General features: G+C 42.4%; 19 protein-coding genes and 1 pseudogene. 6 read left to right on the top strand and 14 right to left on the bottom strand.

The window, feature by feature from the left end; translation table 11 throughout:
• Positions 1-181: pseudogene (locus ICN45_RS01095) on the top strand (polyphosphate kinase 2); the annotation flags it as partial.
• 12 nt (positions 182-193) lie between these two features.
• Here ICN45_RS01095 and ICN45_RS01090 read toward each other — a convergent pair.
• The 5 genes from ICN45_RS01090 to ICN45_RS01070 all read right to left on the bottom strand — a co-directional run bounded on the left by ICN45_RS01090 (position 194) and on the right by ICN45_RS01070 (position 5,653).
• On the bottom strand, positions 194-1,096 hold the full coding sequence (locus ICN45_RS01090; RefSeq protein WP_216172188.1) for an alpha/beta fold hydrolase: 903 nt from the start codon (positions 1,094-1,096) through the stop codon (positions 194-196).
• Between the two features lie 47 nt (positions 1,097-1,143).
• The gene (locus ICN45_RS01085; RefSeq protein WP_216172186.1) at positions 1,144-4,170 is read right to left on the bottom strand and encodes an ABC transporter substrate-binding protein; all 3,027 of its coding nucleotides are present in this window, start codon (positions 4,168-4,170) and stop codon (positions 1,144-1,146) included.
• A 24-nt stretch (positions 4,171-4,194) separates the two neighbouring features.
• Positions 4,195-4,692 carry an arsenate-mycothiol transferase ArsC gene (locus ICN45_RS01080; RefSeq protein ID WP_216172184.1) on the bottom strand — a complete coding sequence of 166 codons (498 nt, stop codon included), beginning with the start codon at positions 4,690-4,692 and terminating at the stop codon, positions 4,195-4,197.
• 179 nt (positions 4,693-4,871) lie between these two features.
• Positions 4,872-5,276 carry an ATP-binding protein gene (locus ICN45_RS01075; protein WP_216172182.1) on the bottom strand — a complete coding sequence of 135 codons (405 nt, stop codon included), beginning with the start codon at positions 5,274-5,276 and terminating at the stop codon, positions 4,872-4,874.
• A gap of 35 nt (positions 5,277-5,311) precedes the next feature.
• A complete protein-coding gene (locus ICN45_RS01070) occupies positions 5,312-5,653 on the bottom strand; it encodes an STAS domain-containing protein (RefSeq protein ID WP_216172180.1) in 342 nt (113 codons plus the stop codon).
• A gap of 156 nt (positions 5,654-5,809) precedes the next feature.
• Here ICN45_RS01070 and ICN45_RS01065 point away from each other — a divergent pair, with 156 nt between their 5' ends.
• Positions 5,810-7,219, top strand: a complete 1,410-nt coding sequence (locus tag ICN45_RS01065) for a PP2C family protein-serine/threonine phosphatase (RefSeq protein WP_216172178.1) — start codon at positions 5,810-5,812, stop codon at positions 7,217-7,219.
• 7 nt (positions 7,220-7,226) lie between these two features.
• On the opposite strand, the gene ICN45_RS01060 is transcribed toward ICN45_RS01065, so the two are convergent.
• The 5 genes from ICN45_RS01060 to ICN45_RS01040 all read right to left on the bottom strand — a co-directional run bounded on the left by ICN45_RS01060 (position 7,227) and on the right by ICN45_RS01040 (position 10,131).
• Positions 7,227-7,487, bottom strand: a complete 261-nt coding sequence (locus ICN45_RS01060; RefSeq protein ID WP_216175702.1) for an EF-hand domain-containing protein — start codon at positions 7,485-7,487, stop codon at positions 7,227-7,229.
• Between the two features lie 9 nt (positions 7,488-7,496).
• Positions 7,497-8,180, bottom strand: coding sequence for a DUF3313 domain-containing protein (locus ICN45_RS01055; RefSeq protein ID WP_216172176.1), 684 nt, complete (start codon positions 8,178-8,180; stop codon positions 7,497-7,499).
• Between the two features lie 63 nt (positions 8,181-8,243).
• Complete coding sequence (locus ICN45_RS01050; RefSeq protein ID WP_216172174.1) at positions 8,244-8,639, bottom strand: hypothetical protein; 396 nt, start codon at positions 8,637-8,639, stop codon at positions 8,244-8,246.
• A 101-nt stretch (positions 8,640-8,740) separates the two neighbouring features.
• A complete protein-coding gene (locus tag ICN45_RS01045; RefSeq protein WP_216172172.1) occupies positions 8,741-9,553 on the bottom strand; it encodes a hypothetical protein in 813 nt (270 codons plus the stop codon).
• A 305-nt stretch (positions 9,554-9,858) separates the two neighbouring features.
• Positions 9,859-10,131, bottom strand: a complete 273-nt coding sequence (locus ICN45_RS01040; protein WP_216175565.1) for an EF-hand domain-containing protein — start codon at positions 10,129-10,131, stop codon at positions 9,859-9,861.
• Positions 10,132-10,377: 246 nt separating this feature from the next.
• Here ICN45_RS01040 and ICN45_RS10380 point away from each other — a divergent pair, with 246 nt between their 5' ends.
• On the top strand, positions 10,378-10,506 hold the full coding sequence (locus ICN45_RS10380) for a hypothetical protein (RefSeq protein ID WP_255531035.1): 129 nt from the start codon (positions 10,378-10,380) through the stop codon (positions 10,504-10,506).
• A gap of 184 nt (positions 10,507-10,690) precedes the next feature.
• Here ICN45_RS10380 and ICN45_RS01035 read toward each other — a convergent pair whose 3' ends face one another.
• The 4 genes from ICN45_RS01035 to ICN45_RS01020 form a co-directional block, all read right to left on the bottom strand.
• The gene (locus tag ICN45_RS01035; protein ID WP_216172170.1) at positions 10,691-11,347 is read right to left on the bottom strand and encodes a peroxiredoxin; all 657 of its coding nucleotides are present in this window, start codon (positions 11,345-11,347) and stop codon (positions 10,691-10,693) included.
• A 297-nt stretch (positions 11,348-11,644) separates the two neighbouring features.
• Complete coding sequence (locus ICN45_RS01030; protein WP_216172168.1) at positions 11,645-12,298, bottom strand: cupin domain-containing protein; 654 nt, start codon at positions 12,296-12,298, stop codon at positions 11,645-11,647.
• A gap of 16 nt (positions 12,299-12,314) precedes the next feature.
• Positions 12,315-12,809: a TlpA family protein disulfide reductase gene (locus ICN45_RS01025; RefSeq protein ID WP_216172166.1), complete on the bottom strand. Its 495-nt coding sequence runs from the start codon at positions 12,807-12,809 to the stop codon at positions 12,315-12,317.
• Positions 12,810-12,889: 80 nt separating this feature from the next.
• The gene (locus ICN45_RS01020) at positions 12,890-13,258 is read right to left on the bottom strand and encodes a phosphate-starvation-inducible protein PsiE (protein ID WP_216172164.1); all 369 of its coding nucleotides are present in this window, start codon (positions 13,256-13,258) and stop codon (positions 12,890-12,892) included.
• Between the two features lie 144 nt (positions 13,259-13,402).
• On the opposite strand from ICN45_RS01020, the gene ICN45_RS01015 reads away from it, so the two are divergent.
• The 3 genes from ICN45_RS01015 to ICN45_RS01005 all read left to right on the top strand — a co-directional run bounded on the left by ICN45_RS01015 (position 13,403) and on the right by ICN45_RS01005 (position 14,499).
• A complete protein-coding gene (locus tag ICN45_RS01015; protein ID WP_216172162.1) occupies positions 13,403-13,549 on the top strand; it encodes a hypothetical protein in 147 nt (48 codons plus the stop codon).
• 352 nt (positions 13,550-13,901) lie between these two features.
• The gene (locus ICN45_RS01010; protein ID WP_088525048.1) at positions 13,902-14,192 is read left to right on the top strand and encodes a hypothetical protein; all 291 of its coding nucleotides are present in this window, start codon (positions 13,902-13,904) and stop codon (positions 14,190-14,192) included.
• Positions 14,170-14,499: a hypothetical protein gene (locus ICN45_RS01005; RefSeq protein ID WP_216172159.1), complete on the top strand. Its 330-nt coding sequence runs from the start codon at positions 14,170-14,172 to the stop codon at positions 14,497-14,499. The genes ICN45_RS01010 and ICN45_RS01005 overlap by 23 nt, the downstream gene beginning before the upstream one ends.
• Positions 14,500-14,672 lie beyond the last annotated feature (173 nt).

Below are 14,672 nucleotides of genomic sequence, written 5' to 3'. Positions count from 1 at the left end.
AAAGGCTCCTTGGACTGTTATTAATGCCAACAATAAGAAGTTAACGCACTTAAATCTGATTCAGGATCTGTTGTCTAGAGTGAGCTATCCAGGTAAAGATGCAAAGCTACTTAAATGTGACCCAGCAATTGTGATGCCCTGCCCACCTTTAGGCACTAAGCCCCCAAAAGTCGCAGCTTAATTATTTAAATTACTAAACGAAAAATTGCCTTGCTTCAACAATAAGTTCAACAGGTATTTCTTCAGGAATATAGTGGCCACAAGGAACTGCTTTACCGGTGACCTTATTGGCAACTGCCTCCCAATCTTCAAGCGGTTTAAAGCATTTATTCACTAAGCCATGCTCTCCCCAAAGGACATGCAAAGGCATTGCTAGTTTTTTGCCAGCAGTACGATCGGCTCTGTCGTGCACTAAATCAATACTTGCAGCAGCGCGATAGTCTTCACACATGGCATGCATGCTTTGCGGATTGCAGGCTCCAGCCAAATATTCAGCCCAGCGTTCAGGAGTAAATAGGCCAGTTCCAGCATGACGACCCATATGATTCTTCAACCAAAATTCTGGGTCAGCCCCAATCATCGTTTCTGGAATAGGTTCTGCTTGAATTAAGAAAAACCAATGCCAGTAACCTTTAGCGAACTCCATGGTGGTGTTCTCATACATCGTTAAGGTTGGCGATATATCTAACACCATAAGTCGTAAAACACTTTCTGGAAAGTCCATGGCCAATCGATGGGAGACCCTACCACCACGATCATGACCTAGTAAAAAGAATTGATTAAAACCCAATGCCTTCATTAGCGCATGCTGATCGGAAGCCATTGATCTTTTTGAATAGCTTGAGTGATCAGGCTTTCCATGGGGCTTTGAAGACTGGCCATAGCCACGCAGGTCTGCTGCAACCACCGTGTAGTGCTTGGCTAATTCAGGAGCTACAGCCTCCCAGATCGCTTTTGTTTGGGGGAAACCATGCAACAGGAGTAAAGGTGGGCCACTACCACCTACCTGACAAGCAATATCGATTGGACCATCTTGCGAAGAGATGGGGATATTTTTTACTTCAAAACCGGCATTTGAATAGATCGCTGAGTGCATGCGAACATTATCTATCAAACACGCATTATTCCTCGAAAGGCTTTGGTTTACGACCTGAGAGCGTGAATGTTGCTCGTACTTCCCGAAAACTCAATCGACATAAACGGCAATGCATGATGTTCACGCAATAGGCGATTTACCAATTCAAGAACAATAGTAGATAAATGATCCGATGACTGGTCAGCACGATAGAAAATTTGGGCATTTATTTGCACGCCGCGAGACTCTATCTTTTCACAAACAAGGCGTATAGGTCTAGTATGGTCTACAGAAGAATTATCGGTCAGAAGCTCTCCAATGCCAACAGTTACCACTTGAATAATGTGCTGTAAGTTTGCAACTGGACTAATTCCAAACGGAATCTCAACCCTCTCGTAGCCACCACTGCTGGAAGCATTTGACACCGTTTTTTGAATCAAGATTGAATTAGGGATGAAATGGACTAGCCCATCCCTTGAATGAATGCGTACATTTCTCCAGCCAAGCTCTTCAATGACACCATCAATGTTATGGTCCTGAGCATTGATATGAACCCAATCACCCGGCTTAACCGCCCCTTCAAGCCCAATAGTGATACCACCTAAGGCATCTAAAATTAATTCGCGCAGAGCTAAACCTACTACAGTCAATATGACAGAAGATGCTGCTAAGACCGGAAGGATATCTCTGTGAAGCACATCGGTATAGTAAAAACCAAAAAAAGTGGAGTAAATTAAAGTGGACAACAGGACCTTAAGCGATCCTTGTAAGGCGGTCTTTTTAGACTTTTGCTTTTCAATAATCCATCTAACCACTAGATTCAAACTTGCCGCAGTAGCAAAATAATAAAAGGCGGAAAATGAATTTTGAAGTGTGAGCAATAAAATAGAGTTTGTCTTATCGAGTATCGGACTAGCAAACAAACCTACTTCTAGAAAAAAGATGGCGATAAAACTGCACTCTAATGAAATAAGTCTAGATAGCTTTTTCCGTTCAGCAAAAACTTTTCTTAACACTTTGGGCAATAGGGCAAAAATCGCTAGAAAAAAGGCAAATGCAAAGGAATGGCGCCAGTCCAGCTTACTACCCAGGTAGGACCCAATCATGGCATCTTTTTTGCGCAATCCATAAGAAGCCTTAAATTCAGAGAAATTTCTTTCTCCAGTTGCTGCTATTGGATTGCCCAAGGAATTTACGATGTCGTTTTCAATCGCAAGGCTAGCAGTCTCAGCCCGGTAATCCATTTCAGGAGCTAGTACCTCAGCCTTATTCATATCCCGAATAATGGTTGTACCTGTGCCCGTATTAACTTCATCAATTACAAAACGCAACTTAGACGAATCTAAACTCTTATGCCTAAAAGCAACTGCCAGGGGCAATTGACCCAAGGCGAGATCTTTTGCTAAGGCTTCAAACTTAAAGACGCCACGGTAACGAAATAATCGATATTTCTCTGTCTTGGTGTCAGAAGATTCTAAGATCGTAAACGTAGGATTATCTGTAAACAAGGCAGGGAAGAATATGTCATCTGCATCAATCGCTATGCTGCCACGAAACCAGATATCCATTTCTGCAGTAAAGGTTCTTTTTTCCAGATTAATAAAGCTAATTTCTCTAGGAATGAGGCCTGTAAAAATCACTGGGACTAAGTCATATACTCGATTGTCGAGTTGAATTTGATTGTCAGCAATTTTGTCGGTGAAATTGAAGCGAGCAGCATCTGTCCCATATTGAAGTAAGTACGGAATTTGTTTGCCATTCTTAAAAGAGACCAGAGTTGGCGGAACATCGCGTTCCTGATTTTGGTCTAGTCGAATCTGCCCTGTAAAAGCCCCTGCCTTAGATTGATTTCCATTCAGAGATAACAAGTAAGTTTGGAAATTCTTGCGCAGCTCTTCTGGCGGAAGCTTTTTCCAGTCGGGTGTTTCTTGTTTGAGTTTATCAATGAAATGACTTAATAAATATCCTGCATCGTAACCGTAAGCGTAAGCCCAAGAAGGGTCTGAGCGATTTTTCTTTTGATAAGAATTGATGAGCACGCGAGCTTGTTCATCAGCCATGCTCGGTAAAAATGGGGTTACGCTCATCAAACCATTTGTATAAAACCCCGGAGATAAAATTTCCTTTGGAAACTTCTGAAATTGCCCTGGAAAAGTTGGCAAACTTGCCCCACCAAATCCAACAAGCTGTCCCGCGTAGTTGCTATCCTTTAAAGCCTTAACAAGCTGGACAGCATCAGTTGTGGGTAATGAAAATGCCACATAATCATAACTAGAAACGGCTCTAATCAGTTGCGCAATACTCTCTGCATCCGGATTTTTTGGCCAAGTTTTTAAAGCAAATTTATCTTTTGCATTCTTGGCATAAACCTTTTGAAAACCGGAGGCATAGCCATTATTACTATCACCTTCATAAGTAATGAAAACTGTTGAGTTAGCACCTTTTGCTTTCAGCAGAATATTGCTGACAAACTCGCCTTGCCTCTGTTGGCTTGGCTGTAATGCAAATATCCATTTATCACTGCCCTTACTATTTGGTGGGCCAATGGGCACTAAGCCTGGAACCATGCCCTCCTCTAGCGAGGTGATCATATCTTGATACCCTGCTGCTTGCGTGGGACCAATGACTGCTAAGGTACTAAATCCAGCTGCAGCTCCATCAGCTAAAGCAGCAACCACATTGGCATCACCACGATCATCTCGAATAATGAGCCGAACATCGTTTGAAATATTGCCAGCCTCTGCTGCGTCTTTAAAGCCCTGGGCAAGATCTTGACCAATCATGCGAGTAGGCCCAGAGAAATCTGCAATCGCTACGACATCCAGGAGATCTGCTTTATTTTCGGCTTGCGACTGGATGAACTCCGAAATTTGAATACCGGGGGGCAATTCGAAGTAAGCAGTTCCGCCGAGTAGCGCGGCAATGGAAAGGATTCCAATGGCTAAAAATTGCAAAGCTTGACGCTTTTTAATGTTGAAAGACAATCGCTTCAAAGGTAGTTGAAGCTTAGGTAAGCGGGTTTTAAGGCGTGCAAATAGGCTCATGTTGGCAATCGCAGCTTTAAAAAATGAAGCATGCTGCGGAATGCATGCCACCAACTCGCCATTGTTGAGGTCACGTTACAGTAAATTTTGATGAATGGCGTTTAATTCATCCTGCAAACGGATCTTATCAAGACGCTCAAAAGATAAGGCGGCCAAAATATCAATGCGATTCTGCAGGCCTTTATATAAAGCAACATAAGCTGCCTTAATTTCCATATTGTTACTGCCGCTTGTCAGCCCGGGATCAGGGAAGTCCCAATGTGCTGTAGCTGGACTACCAGGCCAAACTGGGACATCTTCGCCCCTCACCTTGTCGGATAGAGAAATAATGAAATCCATCTTTGGCGCGTCAGCAGAGGAGAAAACATCCCAGCTCTTAGGCATTAAGGGCTCGCCTTGATAATTCGCCTCTTGAATTAATTCCATTGCAAATGGGTTTAAAGAGTCTCCGGGCGATGATCCTGCGGAATAACCTTCAAATTTCTTACTCAAATGGGCAGAGGCTAAAGCCTGAGCCATGATGGATCTAGCGCTATTGTGGTGGCACAGAAATAAAACTTTGTATTTTTTCATGTCAATAATCAATCAAAATCGTCCAATAGTGCCGTAATTTGGGGGCAAGAGCCTGATCAAATTTCAGGAGTTAGTCTATTGCTCGCATATGTCAAAAATATGACAGAAATTTGACTAAATTAAGAGTTCTGACTGAAAGAATGGCACTAATTAGGTGCAAATAAAGAATAGAAAATCACTTAGATCGCTACTGCAAAGGTTAAAACGTTGCGACCCTCCTTGAACTCATAATTGATATGGTTAGATAGGCCCTTGATGATCGATAAGCCCAATCCTCCTGGCTCAGCCTCCTCTAAAGTCATCGGTCTTGGCTTGGCTGGCGCATTGACAGGGTCAAAGGGCTTCCCGGAGTCACTAACCGTAATGGCGGCTTCTTTTGGCGTAAGCGAAAATGAGAGCTCTACAGGGGTGTTGGTGGCAGAAGTGCCTCCGTGCATCACGATATTCATCAACACCTCATCCAGACATTGATCTAATGCAATGGCTTTATTTTGGGGCACTTCATACTGATGAGCCACTTCATGAAGCCAGTCAGCTGCTGTTCTGACTTCAGAACGATCCGCATTAATTGCTAAAGAAGCCAAAGGGACACCTATCATTCAAAGAGGTAATGGGAGTTTTATCCAGCGATTGCTTGCTCAGCCAACTGAATATTTGTAAAAATAGGAACTAATGAGCTAATCCCGGTTGACTCCAAGGTACCGCTGACATGCTCATTGTCACCAGTGACAAGTAACATTTTTCCACCTTTGTTTTGCAAGGATTTCGCATTCTGAATAATTAAACGAATGCCAATGGAGGAGAGGAAGCTAACCTGTGACAAATCTACTATAACGGATGGTTTGGCACCAGAAGACATCGCAGAAAAGCGCGTAGCTATCTCGTCAGAACCAGCGCTATCGAGGCGTCCGTCGATGGTGATAAGTCTCAGGGTATCGGAATCTTTGAAGTCTATCGGCATAATGGCAATTTATTTATAAAGTAAAACAAATAATAAGTGGATACAGGGATGCAGGGATACAGGCTTTTTAATAGCTACCTATACTATACGAAAATTATAACAATTGAAATATCATCCTACCTTTCGGTTTCCAATGCTTTTTTGTAGATTATTTAGATGAATCCCAGTATCTCTCAAGCCGATAGGCAGCAATTGAAGTCCAACTTTTCCCTGCGGCAGTTGCTGGTAACCTATGTTTTGGTTGCCGCCCTCATGACACTTTATGAGCTTGCAAAAGAGACCATCTTTAAGGGGCAGCTAACCCCTTGGGAATCGCATACGATAACCATTTTTGTGACAGCAACGTTCGCAACCATTACGGCCCATTTCATTAGAGCGCGAACCAATAAGTTAAATTTTGAAATTCAGCAGGCGCACAACCAAGCGGCAGACGTGATTGACAATATGCTGGATGCAGTCATCATCATCGATAAAGAAGGCCTCATCGCTAGATTTAACCCCGCTGCAGAAGCGATTTTTAATGTGCCTGCTGCAAAAGCAATTGGTAAAAATTTCAGCACACTACTCAATGACGACGATGCTATTGATTACGCCAATAAAATTAAAGACTACGCCAGTAATAAAACTGCGCCAATTATCAGCAATAGTAAAAAAGAAGTGATTGGCAGGCGTGCAAATGGTGCTGTTTTCCCGATGGATTTGAGCATCAGCAGCATGGTCATTGATGGCCATTTGATGTTTTTAGGGGTAGCGCGAGATGCTACCGAGTCTAAAAATGCAGAAGAAGAATTGACTCGCTTAAGGCAAATCGAGCAAAAGATCCATGAAAGCTTAAAACAAGAAGTATCGATTGCAGCAAGCATTCAAATGAATATGATTCCTCCCGGTGATCATTTATATCCAGGGCATAGTCGTGTAAAAGCTTATGGTGTGACGAAGCCTGCTAAAGAGATGGGCGGTGATTTTTTTGATGCATTTTCAATTGATGAAGACCACATTGCTTTTGCTGTTGGAGATGTATCCGGAAAAGGTGTCCCTGCCGCTCTTTTCATGATGAAGATCATGACGCTTCTGCGTTCCAATGTGACGAAGTCTACAAATTTGGTTGAATCCTTGCTAGATGTCAATAAGTCTTTATGCTTTAACAACGATAGCAATATGTTTGTAACCATGTTCATTGGCATTATGAATACCCATACAGGGGAGCTGCAGTTTATCAATGCAGGTCACGACAGCCCTCTCATAGCAGGAACAAATCAAGAATTCACGGCCCTTTCTGGACCTAGAAATATGATTTTGGGTATCCATGCAGCGAATACCTACAACATTGGTAACGCCAAACTCAAGCCGGGGGATTCGCTTGTGCTGTATACGGATGGAGTGACCGAGGCCGAGGATCAGACAGGAAAACTGTATTCCTTAGATCGGGTCAAAAACTTGCTATCGGCAAGTGATAGAAGTAATAGTAAACACATCGTTGCTAATTTGTTGCAAGACATCGACCTACATGTCAGCTCGAATCAGCAGTCAGATGACATCACTGTATTAGCACTTCAATACCACTAAGCGCAAATTATCTATTGGCCATTGCCTGAATCTGAGCCACAGTGACATAACCCTGATTGTTAGAGTCAATGATGCTGAAATGGTCATAGATACGCGGCATACAGCCTTTGGCTTCTTCCTGGGTTAACTTGCCGTCCTGATTGACATCGCATATTTTGAAACGCTCTGCAATTTCACGATCGCGAGATGCATCGTCCGCATATGCAGGCAGCGTCAAAAGCAGCAGAAACCAAGCGCCAATACATAAAAGGGTTTTTGAATAATGCATACGGACCTCTTATTTGCCAGTAGGCGTAGGGTCAGCAGAGGTTTCCATGGCCAGCTTAACGACTTTAATAGCCATTGCTACAAATGAATCTGCTGATCCAGAAGCGGTTCTAAATGATTCACCTTGAATGGTTACTAAGCCCTCACCCAATAGCTTGTTTGATTGGCTGTCAGTGATCTTACTTTCCACTAGCAATGCTGGGGTTTTGGAATTAACGCCACCAGCATAAGCTGCGGCATTCATTGCAAGGCCAATCGGTGTGAAATTCCAAGGCTGTAGACTATCTGCTGAACTCTCTGCTCCTGTAATACCGATAGATATACGGGCTACTCCTGGTCCAGGCTTATTGACGACTTTGATATTGGTACGGCTATTTACAGCTTCATTCATCGATGCTTGTAAAGCCGCTTTTGCTTTATTGATTACTTCAGGACTCACATCTTTAGTGGCATTTTGATTGAGATAGATCGGCTCTAAAAGCACAGCAGTGTATGAACCAGGATTAACACCTGAAACTCGGTATCTCCAAATACGCGCGTCCGGATCATTAGTAGCCATCGGAACCAGCAAGGAATAATCAGGCAAGAAGCCAGATCTAGGCATCGCTTGAGTGGCTAACTTTGGCGCATTACTACAAGCAGCTAACAAAATAGCTGCAGAAATGGACGCTGCTAATAAGCTCAATTTTTTCATGTCTCTTCCAAGGTAGTCACATCTATAGATCCAGATGAATTAAAACATCATAACCAAATTCAATTACTCTGGCGGTAAACACGGTATCAGACCGCCCGATTTTTTATGTATCTGCGGTTTGCATTCTGTATTGGCTTGCGGTGAAATTGAGGCTTTAACGGCTGGAGTACTCACAGCTGAAGGCGCAGTAGCATCCGATTTGATAGGCTGAGCAGGGATTGACTCAGTTTGAGTCATTGCGCCAGTCTTTGCTAGCCTAGGTGCTTCTACTCCTGCAGCGACATAAAAGGCGCGATCAGAACCCGGGCAAGGCATTAAAGCACCCGTTTTGGGGTTGACCACATCCTTGCACTGGGGATTTGCTTCTAAACGGGATTCTAACTTCGCAACTGTACAAGCAGAAAGCCCTACAAGAGCAGCAGCAGCAAGTAATGAAGTGTAGAGAAGGGATCTTTTCATGCGGCTATTCTAAGATAAAGCGCTGGCATGCAAGCTGTTCCAGTCAACCTTTTGGGGCATAAAACAGAAATTTTTTGAGCTAGGCAGCAAGATTACAAACTTTAATGCCCCATGAGAAAGGTAATTTGTGCCCTCGTACCCCAACCCCGAGGCGTGCCAGGATACTGTAATGTTTGCGGATAACCACTGACGTTGTATCGAAGTCCGACTGTAAAGTCGACTGGCGAACCATCAATGAGCACTACTTTGCCAATCGTGGCATTTACTGGGTTGTAGGTTCTACGGGCATCGTAGTTATAGGTGGATTCACTATCTAAAGAATAAATCCATGCACTAGATGTAGTGTATGCAATAGTCGGCCAAGCAGAAAAGGTATTCGTTGTGCCGGTACCAGGACTTTGTAGAGTCCCTGCTCCGGTAGAGCCGCCCATACTCCACGATTGGTGAATAAAGACACCAATAGTCCAAGGCTTCGGCATTGTTACAAATACCGCTCGTATTCCGCCACCCCATTGAGCGCTGCCAAATTGGCCACTTTGTCCACCAGGGATCTGTAAGTAAGGACCAAGTCCATAAATTGTTTCCTGATTGGATTTGGGTGTAAATATAGTCTCAATCTGCGTAGGCCCTACACCGGCATTATTGACACCGTCAACATTTTGCAGCTTAACTGCATTGAAATAAACGCGAGTCAGGGTTTTCCAATTCTCAGAAACATCTATTTTTATTTTTGGGGCAATCTGTAAAGTTTGATCTGTCCCAGCTTGATTAACTCCTAGTCCACGATCATGATTCCATTGCACATCGATCAATTGCAAATTCGATAATGGATTAGTTAGCTCATACGCAATATTTGCTGCGCTTTGATTACTTACTTCTGTGCTGGCTTGTTGACTCCATGCTACGAGTGGCATGCTTACAAAAGAGCCGACTAAAAAATGAGCAAAGAAAGCGCCGTATAGTCTAGCAGTCAAAGCAAGAAGAATTTTTAGAAAACGGATTCATAAAACTGTCCAAAAATGTTTCAGTGATGGCTCATTATTGCCTGAATAATGATGGGCAGTGAAAAATAGATGGTGTAGCGGTTTGAGGTCTACCCAGCGGGATTCAAAGGGTGACTTACACCTCAGAAGAATTTTTTTACTCGAATAGTTATCGATCACCCACCTTCAGGGCAAATAAAAACCAGCCTAAGCTGGTTTCTAAATGAGACTCTGAATTACATACTCCAAGATTCTTTCGAAATCTCGTTTAAGGTAATGTAACCGCTGTTATCTTTATCAAACACCTTAAACTCTCCATCGGTGATGCCATATTTTTTGGCTTCGGCTCTACTAATTTTTCCGTCGCCATCTGTATCCATTGCTTTGAAGTCATATTTTTTAGCTTGAGCTGCAGGTTTAGCCGCAGCTGGAGGTGTAGTTGTCTGCTGGGCATATACCGCAACTGAAAATCCTAGTCCGAGCAATGCTGTAAGAATTACTTTATTCATCTCTGTCTCACTCCTTAATAGTTTTAAACGGCTCCAAGGCTAGAGATGTAAATAGTGCCTCAACCCTGATGTTTTTATTCGAAATCACAGCAAAGGCGCACAAACACAGTGAAGCCAAAGAAGGAATTTTCTTAGAATTAGAATGCCCATGAATTGGATTTTGGTCAAATACTTTATGGGCTATTTGCTGCAAACCTAGGGTAAGCCCCACACTAATCCATATTGATCCATGGCTACGAGCCATCCATGGTTAAGTCATATCAAAAGCCTACAGCGAGTTTAGGGGCACACTGCAATAAGGTCAGCTTGTATAAAGCAGTGATCGATTGGACCTACTCCTTAGATGTTTTAAAAATGAGATATGGCAATAGCTAAAATAATCGCTTTAAGGTGTTAAAAACATGATGCATACGCACCAAGATCTATGGCTGAGTAGAATGGGTTGGAGCTGATAAGACATCTGCAGAGGGCTGGATGGTTGGAGATGGAATCTGTCGTGTTAGCCGACAAAATAAAACCACCCTTCGGTGGTTTTAAGTGGGGAAAAGATTTATTCAGCCTATTTCTTAGGAGTCTTTGCATAACGCAGATAAGGCAGCTTTATGTCAAGCTCACCATACTTCGCTGTTGCTTGCTCATCATTCAAAGCTAGTCCTACGATCACATCTTGCCCAGGAACCCAGTTTGCTGGGGTCGCTAATGGAAGACCATCTGTTATTTGAATGGCATCCAATACTCTGAGAATTTCAGCAAAGTTACGACCTACAGACATAGGATAAGACATCGTTAATCGTAATTTTTTATCTGGCCCAATGATAAAAACTGTACGAACCGTTGCACTATGCGCAGGTGTACGGCCATCAGGCAAATAGGCATCAGCAGGTAGCATATCGTAGAGCTTAGCTACTACCAAAGAAGTGTCATCAATAATTGGGAAATCCGCTGGCGCTCCAGCAAAAGTAGCAATATCTTTTTTCCATTTTTGATGATCTTCTACACTATCAACCGAGATACCCATTACTTTGGTATTACGCTTTGCAAACTCAGGAGCAAGTTTTGCCACTGCCCCAAATTCTGTTGTGCATACTGGCGTAAAGTCTTTTGGATGCGAGAATAGAATAGCGTAGTTATCGCCAATCCAATCGTGTAAGGTCAATTTACCAGCAGTCGAATCAGCAGTAAAGTTTGGCGAGAGATCGTTAATACGTAGTGACATGTTTACCCCTTAATTTAAATACATACTTAATATTACGCCCTATTACAAAGCAGCACAGGATAGGCAAACTTGGTCAACTGATAGCTAAATGGCTTCTTGGATAAGACCTCACAGGCCAGTCGGGCCTTTTGCCAAACCAGCACGATTCGAACGTGCGATATAGGCATCGCGATTTATAATTCAGAGAGGAAACCATTGGATCTTGAGTGGCATTGGCAGGTGGTTAGATGTCAAATTTATCGGGTAAACCGACAAAAAAACATTACAACTGAATAACTATCTGTTGCTCTAAATTAATCAACCTAACAAATGTCCCGTCTTTACAAAGATAGTGCAGCCCTCTTTACTAAAAGGTTGGTGCAGACTCATATGGGGACTTCTAATCCATGATCCAGCTGGATAGCGGCCATGCTCATCTTCAAATACACCATCAACCACAAAGATCTCTTCGCCGCCGTAATGCTTGTGCGGATTGAAATAGGTTTGAGGTGCCCAGCGAACAAGAGTTGACCCACTACCCTGCTGCATCAGTGGCATTACAGTAAGGCCAGGGACCATTCCTTGGTGCCAAGCAGTTCTTTTAGTATCAATAATTTCTCGCTTAACTTGATCTGGACCAAGATGTCTAAGCTTTACAAATAGAGTACAGCCAGACTCACTAAATGGTGCATGCGATGAACCTGGTGGATTCATCATGTAGGTTCCAGCAGGATAGTCACCAGTCTCATCACTAAAAACTCCATCCAAAACTAATATCTCCTCACCAAATTCATGAGTGTGGGTTTGAAATTTGGATCCAGGTTGATAGCGTACGATGGATGTAGCCTTGGCCACCTCGTCTCCAATACGATCGAGCATACGTCTTTCTATTCCTGGCTCCGGACTTGGAACCCAAGGCAAGTCATGATGATTGATCACAACCTTCTGACTGTATTCAGCATTGATTTTCATTTAATATCCCTAGATGTCATTTGGCATATTTGATTAACTCAATATAGTCCTCTTCAAAAACTTCGCCAATCTCTTTATAAATCAACTTATTTTTGGCATCCAGAATCAGTAGCACTGGTACCCCACGAATTTTCCCGATGGCTTGATTCAGTTCTGGTGTCATCATTGCAGCTGGAAAACTATAGTGATTTTGCCGCATATATTCTTTGGCAATGGTAGGTGTTTTATCAATGGAAATAGTCACAATATTCATTGATCCAGGTGGAATGCGCTTAGAGAAGCCCTCTAGATAATTATTTTGGCGCTTACAAAATGGGCACCAAGATGCCCATAATTGAATCAGTGTATTGTTTGTATTGTTTCTAGGGATTTCAAAATAAGAACCGTCTAAAGTTTGGACCCTCTCCAATTGCAATGTTTGGCCAATCTCAAGTGCTAATACTTGACTTGGCATGGTGATGCTATATATAAAGATAAATGCAGCAACAAGGGATTTGATTGTTTTTAGCATTTAGAGCGCCTAAATAATAGGATTGCTTGTTAACTAGGACTTAATCTACTGTATAGGAGACCGCCAATTAAATAATGGCTCTACTCAATCTCTTTAGCTATGCTGACTCGACTAATGATCCAGCAAGCACCTGCAATCATGATGATAGCCCCGCTCTCATAGAGCAATATTGCAGGGTTTCCCTCTTTACCCTGAAGAATAATTAGTCTACTTAATGCAGTCATTGCAATAAACAAAGGTATTGTTATTGGAATGCGATGACTTGAATAAAAGGCTGCCAGCATCCCCAGTACCTCTGCATAAATAAACATAAGTAAAAGATCCTTCAGCTCAACGCGTTGGCTACTAATAAGAGAAAATATTTCTTGGCCCATTGCTACAATAGTAAAAATTGCAATAATGATTAGAAATATTTTTTCAATGAAACCTATGATGTTTTTTATATCCATAAGCTGACTTTTTTATCATGAGTAGATTTACAGTTATATTAGCCCATATGCCCCTTAAATTACACAGGAAAAATTTACTCCAATATACAAAACCAAGCTCTAAATGATGATTCATGATTAAGATATCCGCTAAAAGGAACATTTATGGATAATTTTGGTCCCGTTATCTTAATTGAAGTAGTGCTGATCTTCGGAGGAGTTTTGCTATTTGTATGGTGGCAATTGCGTGACCTTAAAAAGGAGCGAGAAAAAGGCTTGAAAAAGAAAGCGCAAGATGAAAGACAAGACTAAGCAAAAAAATGATCGGTAGCCAATATTGGTAGTGCCATGATTTATCGTGCTTCAACTAATGGCAAAGACTGAAATAAGGTAAGTGAATATTATTAGAATTTCTGATTTACTAGGTTGGCCTACCCAGCACGATTCGAACGTGCGACCTACGCCTTAGAAGAATTCGTGGCTGCTGGAATGTGTATATATTTCTATGGCTTACAGCGTAAAAATGGCACTGTGTAATAAACTGTGTAATACATAAGTGTTGCTTAAAAGACAATTCCTCATCTAGCTTTTAACATTCAATAAGCATTATTTGACAAAATTCATGCCATCATGCAATAATGCAGCACGAATATAGGAGAATGTCATGGGCGCAGTTATAGATCACCAAGTTATTAAATCCATTGGATCGAGTGGGCAAATCTCGCTTGGAAAGGAATATGCAGGACGTCAGGTTCTAGTTGAAAGCCCAGAGCCTGGAGTTTGGATGATTCGCACCGCTACCGTCATTCCAGATAATGAAAAGTGGATACATACGCCAGCCCTTAAAAAGGATTTAACTGCTGCTTTAGCCTGGGCACAAAAAGCACCCGCTAAAGCAAGCGACCTTTCTAAATTAAAAATGGCTAAAGCGCATGGCACGAAACGTAAAGCCTGAGCCATTAGTCGAGCTTGATCTTAATAGTCCTGTTTTTCAATCTGCCTGGAGTGATTTAGAGCTAGCAGAGCAAGAAAAGGCATTTGCTACCTTTAAAAAACTCACGCAACTAACCTGGAACCAAGTCTATCGAGACAAGGGCTTGAAATGGGAAAAGATTCACAGTATTGCAGCCCCTAAAAATATTGAAGCGCTCTACTCCTTTCGTGTAAGCAAATCTATTCGAGGGATTGGCTTTAGGGAAAATCACTTTTTACGAGTTCTATTGATAGAGCCGGACCATGATGCCGCTTATGGGAAAAAATAGTTAGGGTGAACGGCAACTGTAAACTATGTGCTCGGTACCGGATGTAAACCATGTGTACGGTACGGACCAGAGAGTTTTTGGCCTGCCCAGCACGATTCGAACGTGCGACCTACGCCTTAGAAGCTTTAAAAATGAGCTAAAACAACTAGTTAAACAATGACATTAAGATGTTA

Origin of the sequence: Polynucleobacter alcilacus (assembly GCF_018881545.1) — a bacterium.
GTDB lineage: Bacteria > Pseudomonadota > Gammaproteobacteria > Burkholderiales > Burkholderiaceae > Polynucleobacter > Polynucleobacter alcilacus.
Note: the sequence above shows the minus strand (reverse complement) of the source record. Positions and strands in the feature narration are given on the sequence as shown.

What these genes read in the sequence shown, in the direction of transcription:
- ICN45_RS01065 (WP_216172178.1), top strand. Translation starts at nt 5,810, where the DNA reads ATGAATCCCAGTATCTCTCAAGCCGATAGGCAGCAATTGAAGTCCAAC.
- ICN45_RS01020 (WP_216172164.1), bottom strand. Translation starts at nt 13,258, where the DNA reads ATGGATATAAAAAACATCATAGGTTTCATTGAAAAAATATTTCTAATC.
- ICN45_RS01025 (WP_216172166.1), bottom strand. Translation starts at nt 12,809, where the DNA reads ATGCTAAAAACAATCAAATCCCTTGTTGCTGCATTTATCTTTATATAT.
- ICN45_RS01060 (WP_216175702.1), bottom strand. Translation starts at nt 7,487, where the DNA reads ATGCATTATTCAAAAACCCTTTTATGTATTGGCGCTTGGTTTCTGCTG.
- ICN45_RS01010 (WP_088525048.1), top strand. Translation starts at nt 13,902, where the DNA reads ATGGGCGCAGTTATAGATCACCAAGTTATTAAATCCATTGGATCGAGT.
- ICN45_RS01015 (WP_216172162.1), top strand. Translation starts at nt 13,403, where the DNA reads ATGGATAATTTTGGTCCCGTTATCTTAATTGAAGTAGTGCTGATCTTC.
- ICN45_RS01035 (WP_216172170.1), bottom strand. Translation starts at nt 11,347, where the DNA reads ATGTCACTACGTATTAACGATCTCTCGCCAAACTTTACTGCTGATTCG.
- ICN45_RS01055 (WP_216172176.1), bottom strand. Translation starts at nt 8,180, where the DNA reads ATGAAAAAATTGAGCTTATTAGCAGCGTCCATTTCTGCAGCTATTTTG.
- ICN45_RS01070 (WP_216172180.1), bottom strand. Translation starts at nt 5,653, where the DNA reads ATGCCGATAGACTTCAAAGATTCCGATACCCTGAGACTTATCACCATC.
- ICN45_RS01090 (WP_216172188.1), bottom strand. Translation starts at nt 1,096, where the DNA reads ATGCACTCAGCGATCTATTCAAATGCCGGTTTTGAAGTAAAAAATATC.
- ICN45_RS10380 (WP_255531035.1), top strand. Translation starts at nt 10,378, where the DNA reads ATGGTTAAGTCATATCAAAAGCCTACAGCGAGTTTAGGGGCACACTGC.
- ICN45_RS01050 (WP_216172174.1), bottom strand. Translation starts at nt 8,639, where the DNA reads ATGAAAAGATCCCTTCTCTACACTTCATTACTTGCTGCTGCTGCTCTT.
- ICN45_RS01080 (WP_216172184.1), bottom strand. Translation starts at nt 4,692, where the DNA reads ATGAAAAAATACAAAGTTTTATTTCTGTGCCACCACAATAGCGCTAGA.
- ICN45_RS01030 (WP_216172168.1), bottom strand. Translation starts at nt 12,298, where the DNA reads ATGAAAATCAATGCTGAATACAGTCAGAAGGTTGTGATCAATCATCAT.
- ICN45_RS01005 (WP_216172159.1), top strand. Translation starts at nt 14,170, where the DNA reads ATGGCACGAAACGTAAAGCCTGAGCCATTAGTCGAGCTTGATCTTAAT.
- ICN45_RS01040 (WP_216175565.1), bottom strand. Translation starts at nt 10,131, where the DNA reads ATGAATAAAGTAATTCTTACAGCATTGCTCGGACTAGGATTTTCAGTT.
- ICN45_RS01045 (WP_216172172.1), bottom strand. Translation starts at nt 9,553, where the DNA reads ATGCCACTCGTAGCATGGAGTCAACAAGCCAGCACAGAAGTAAGTAAT.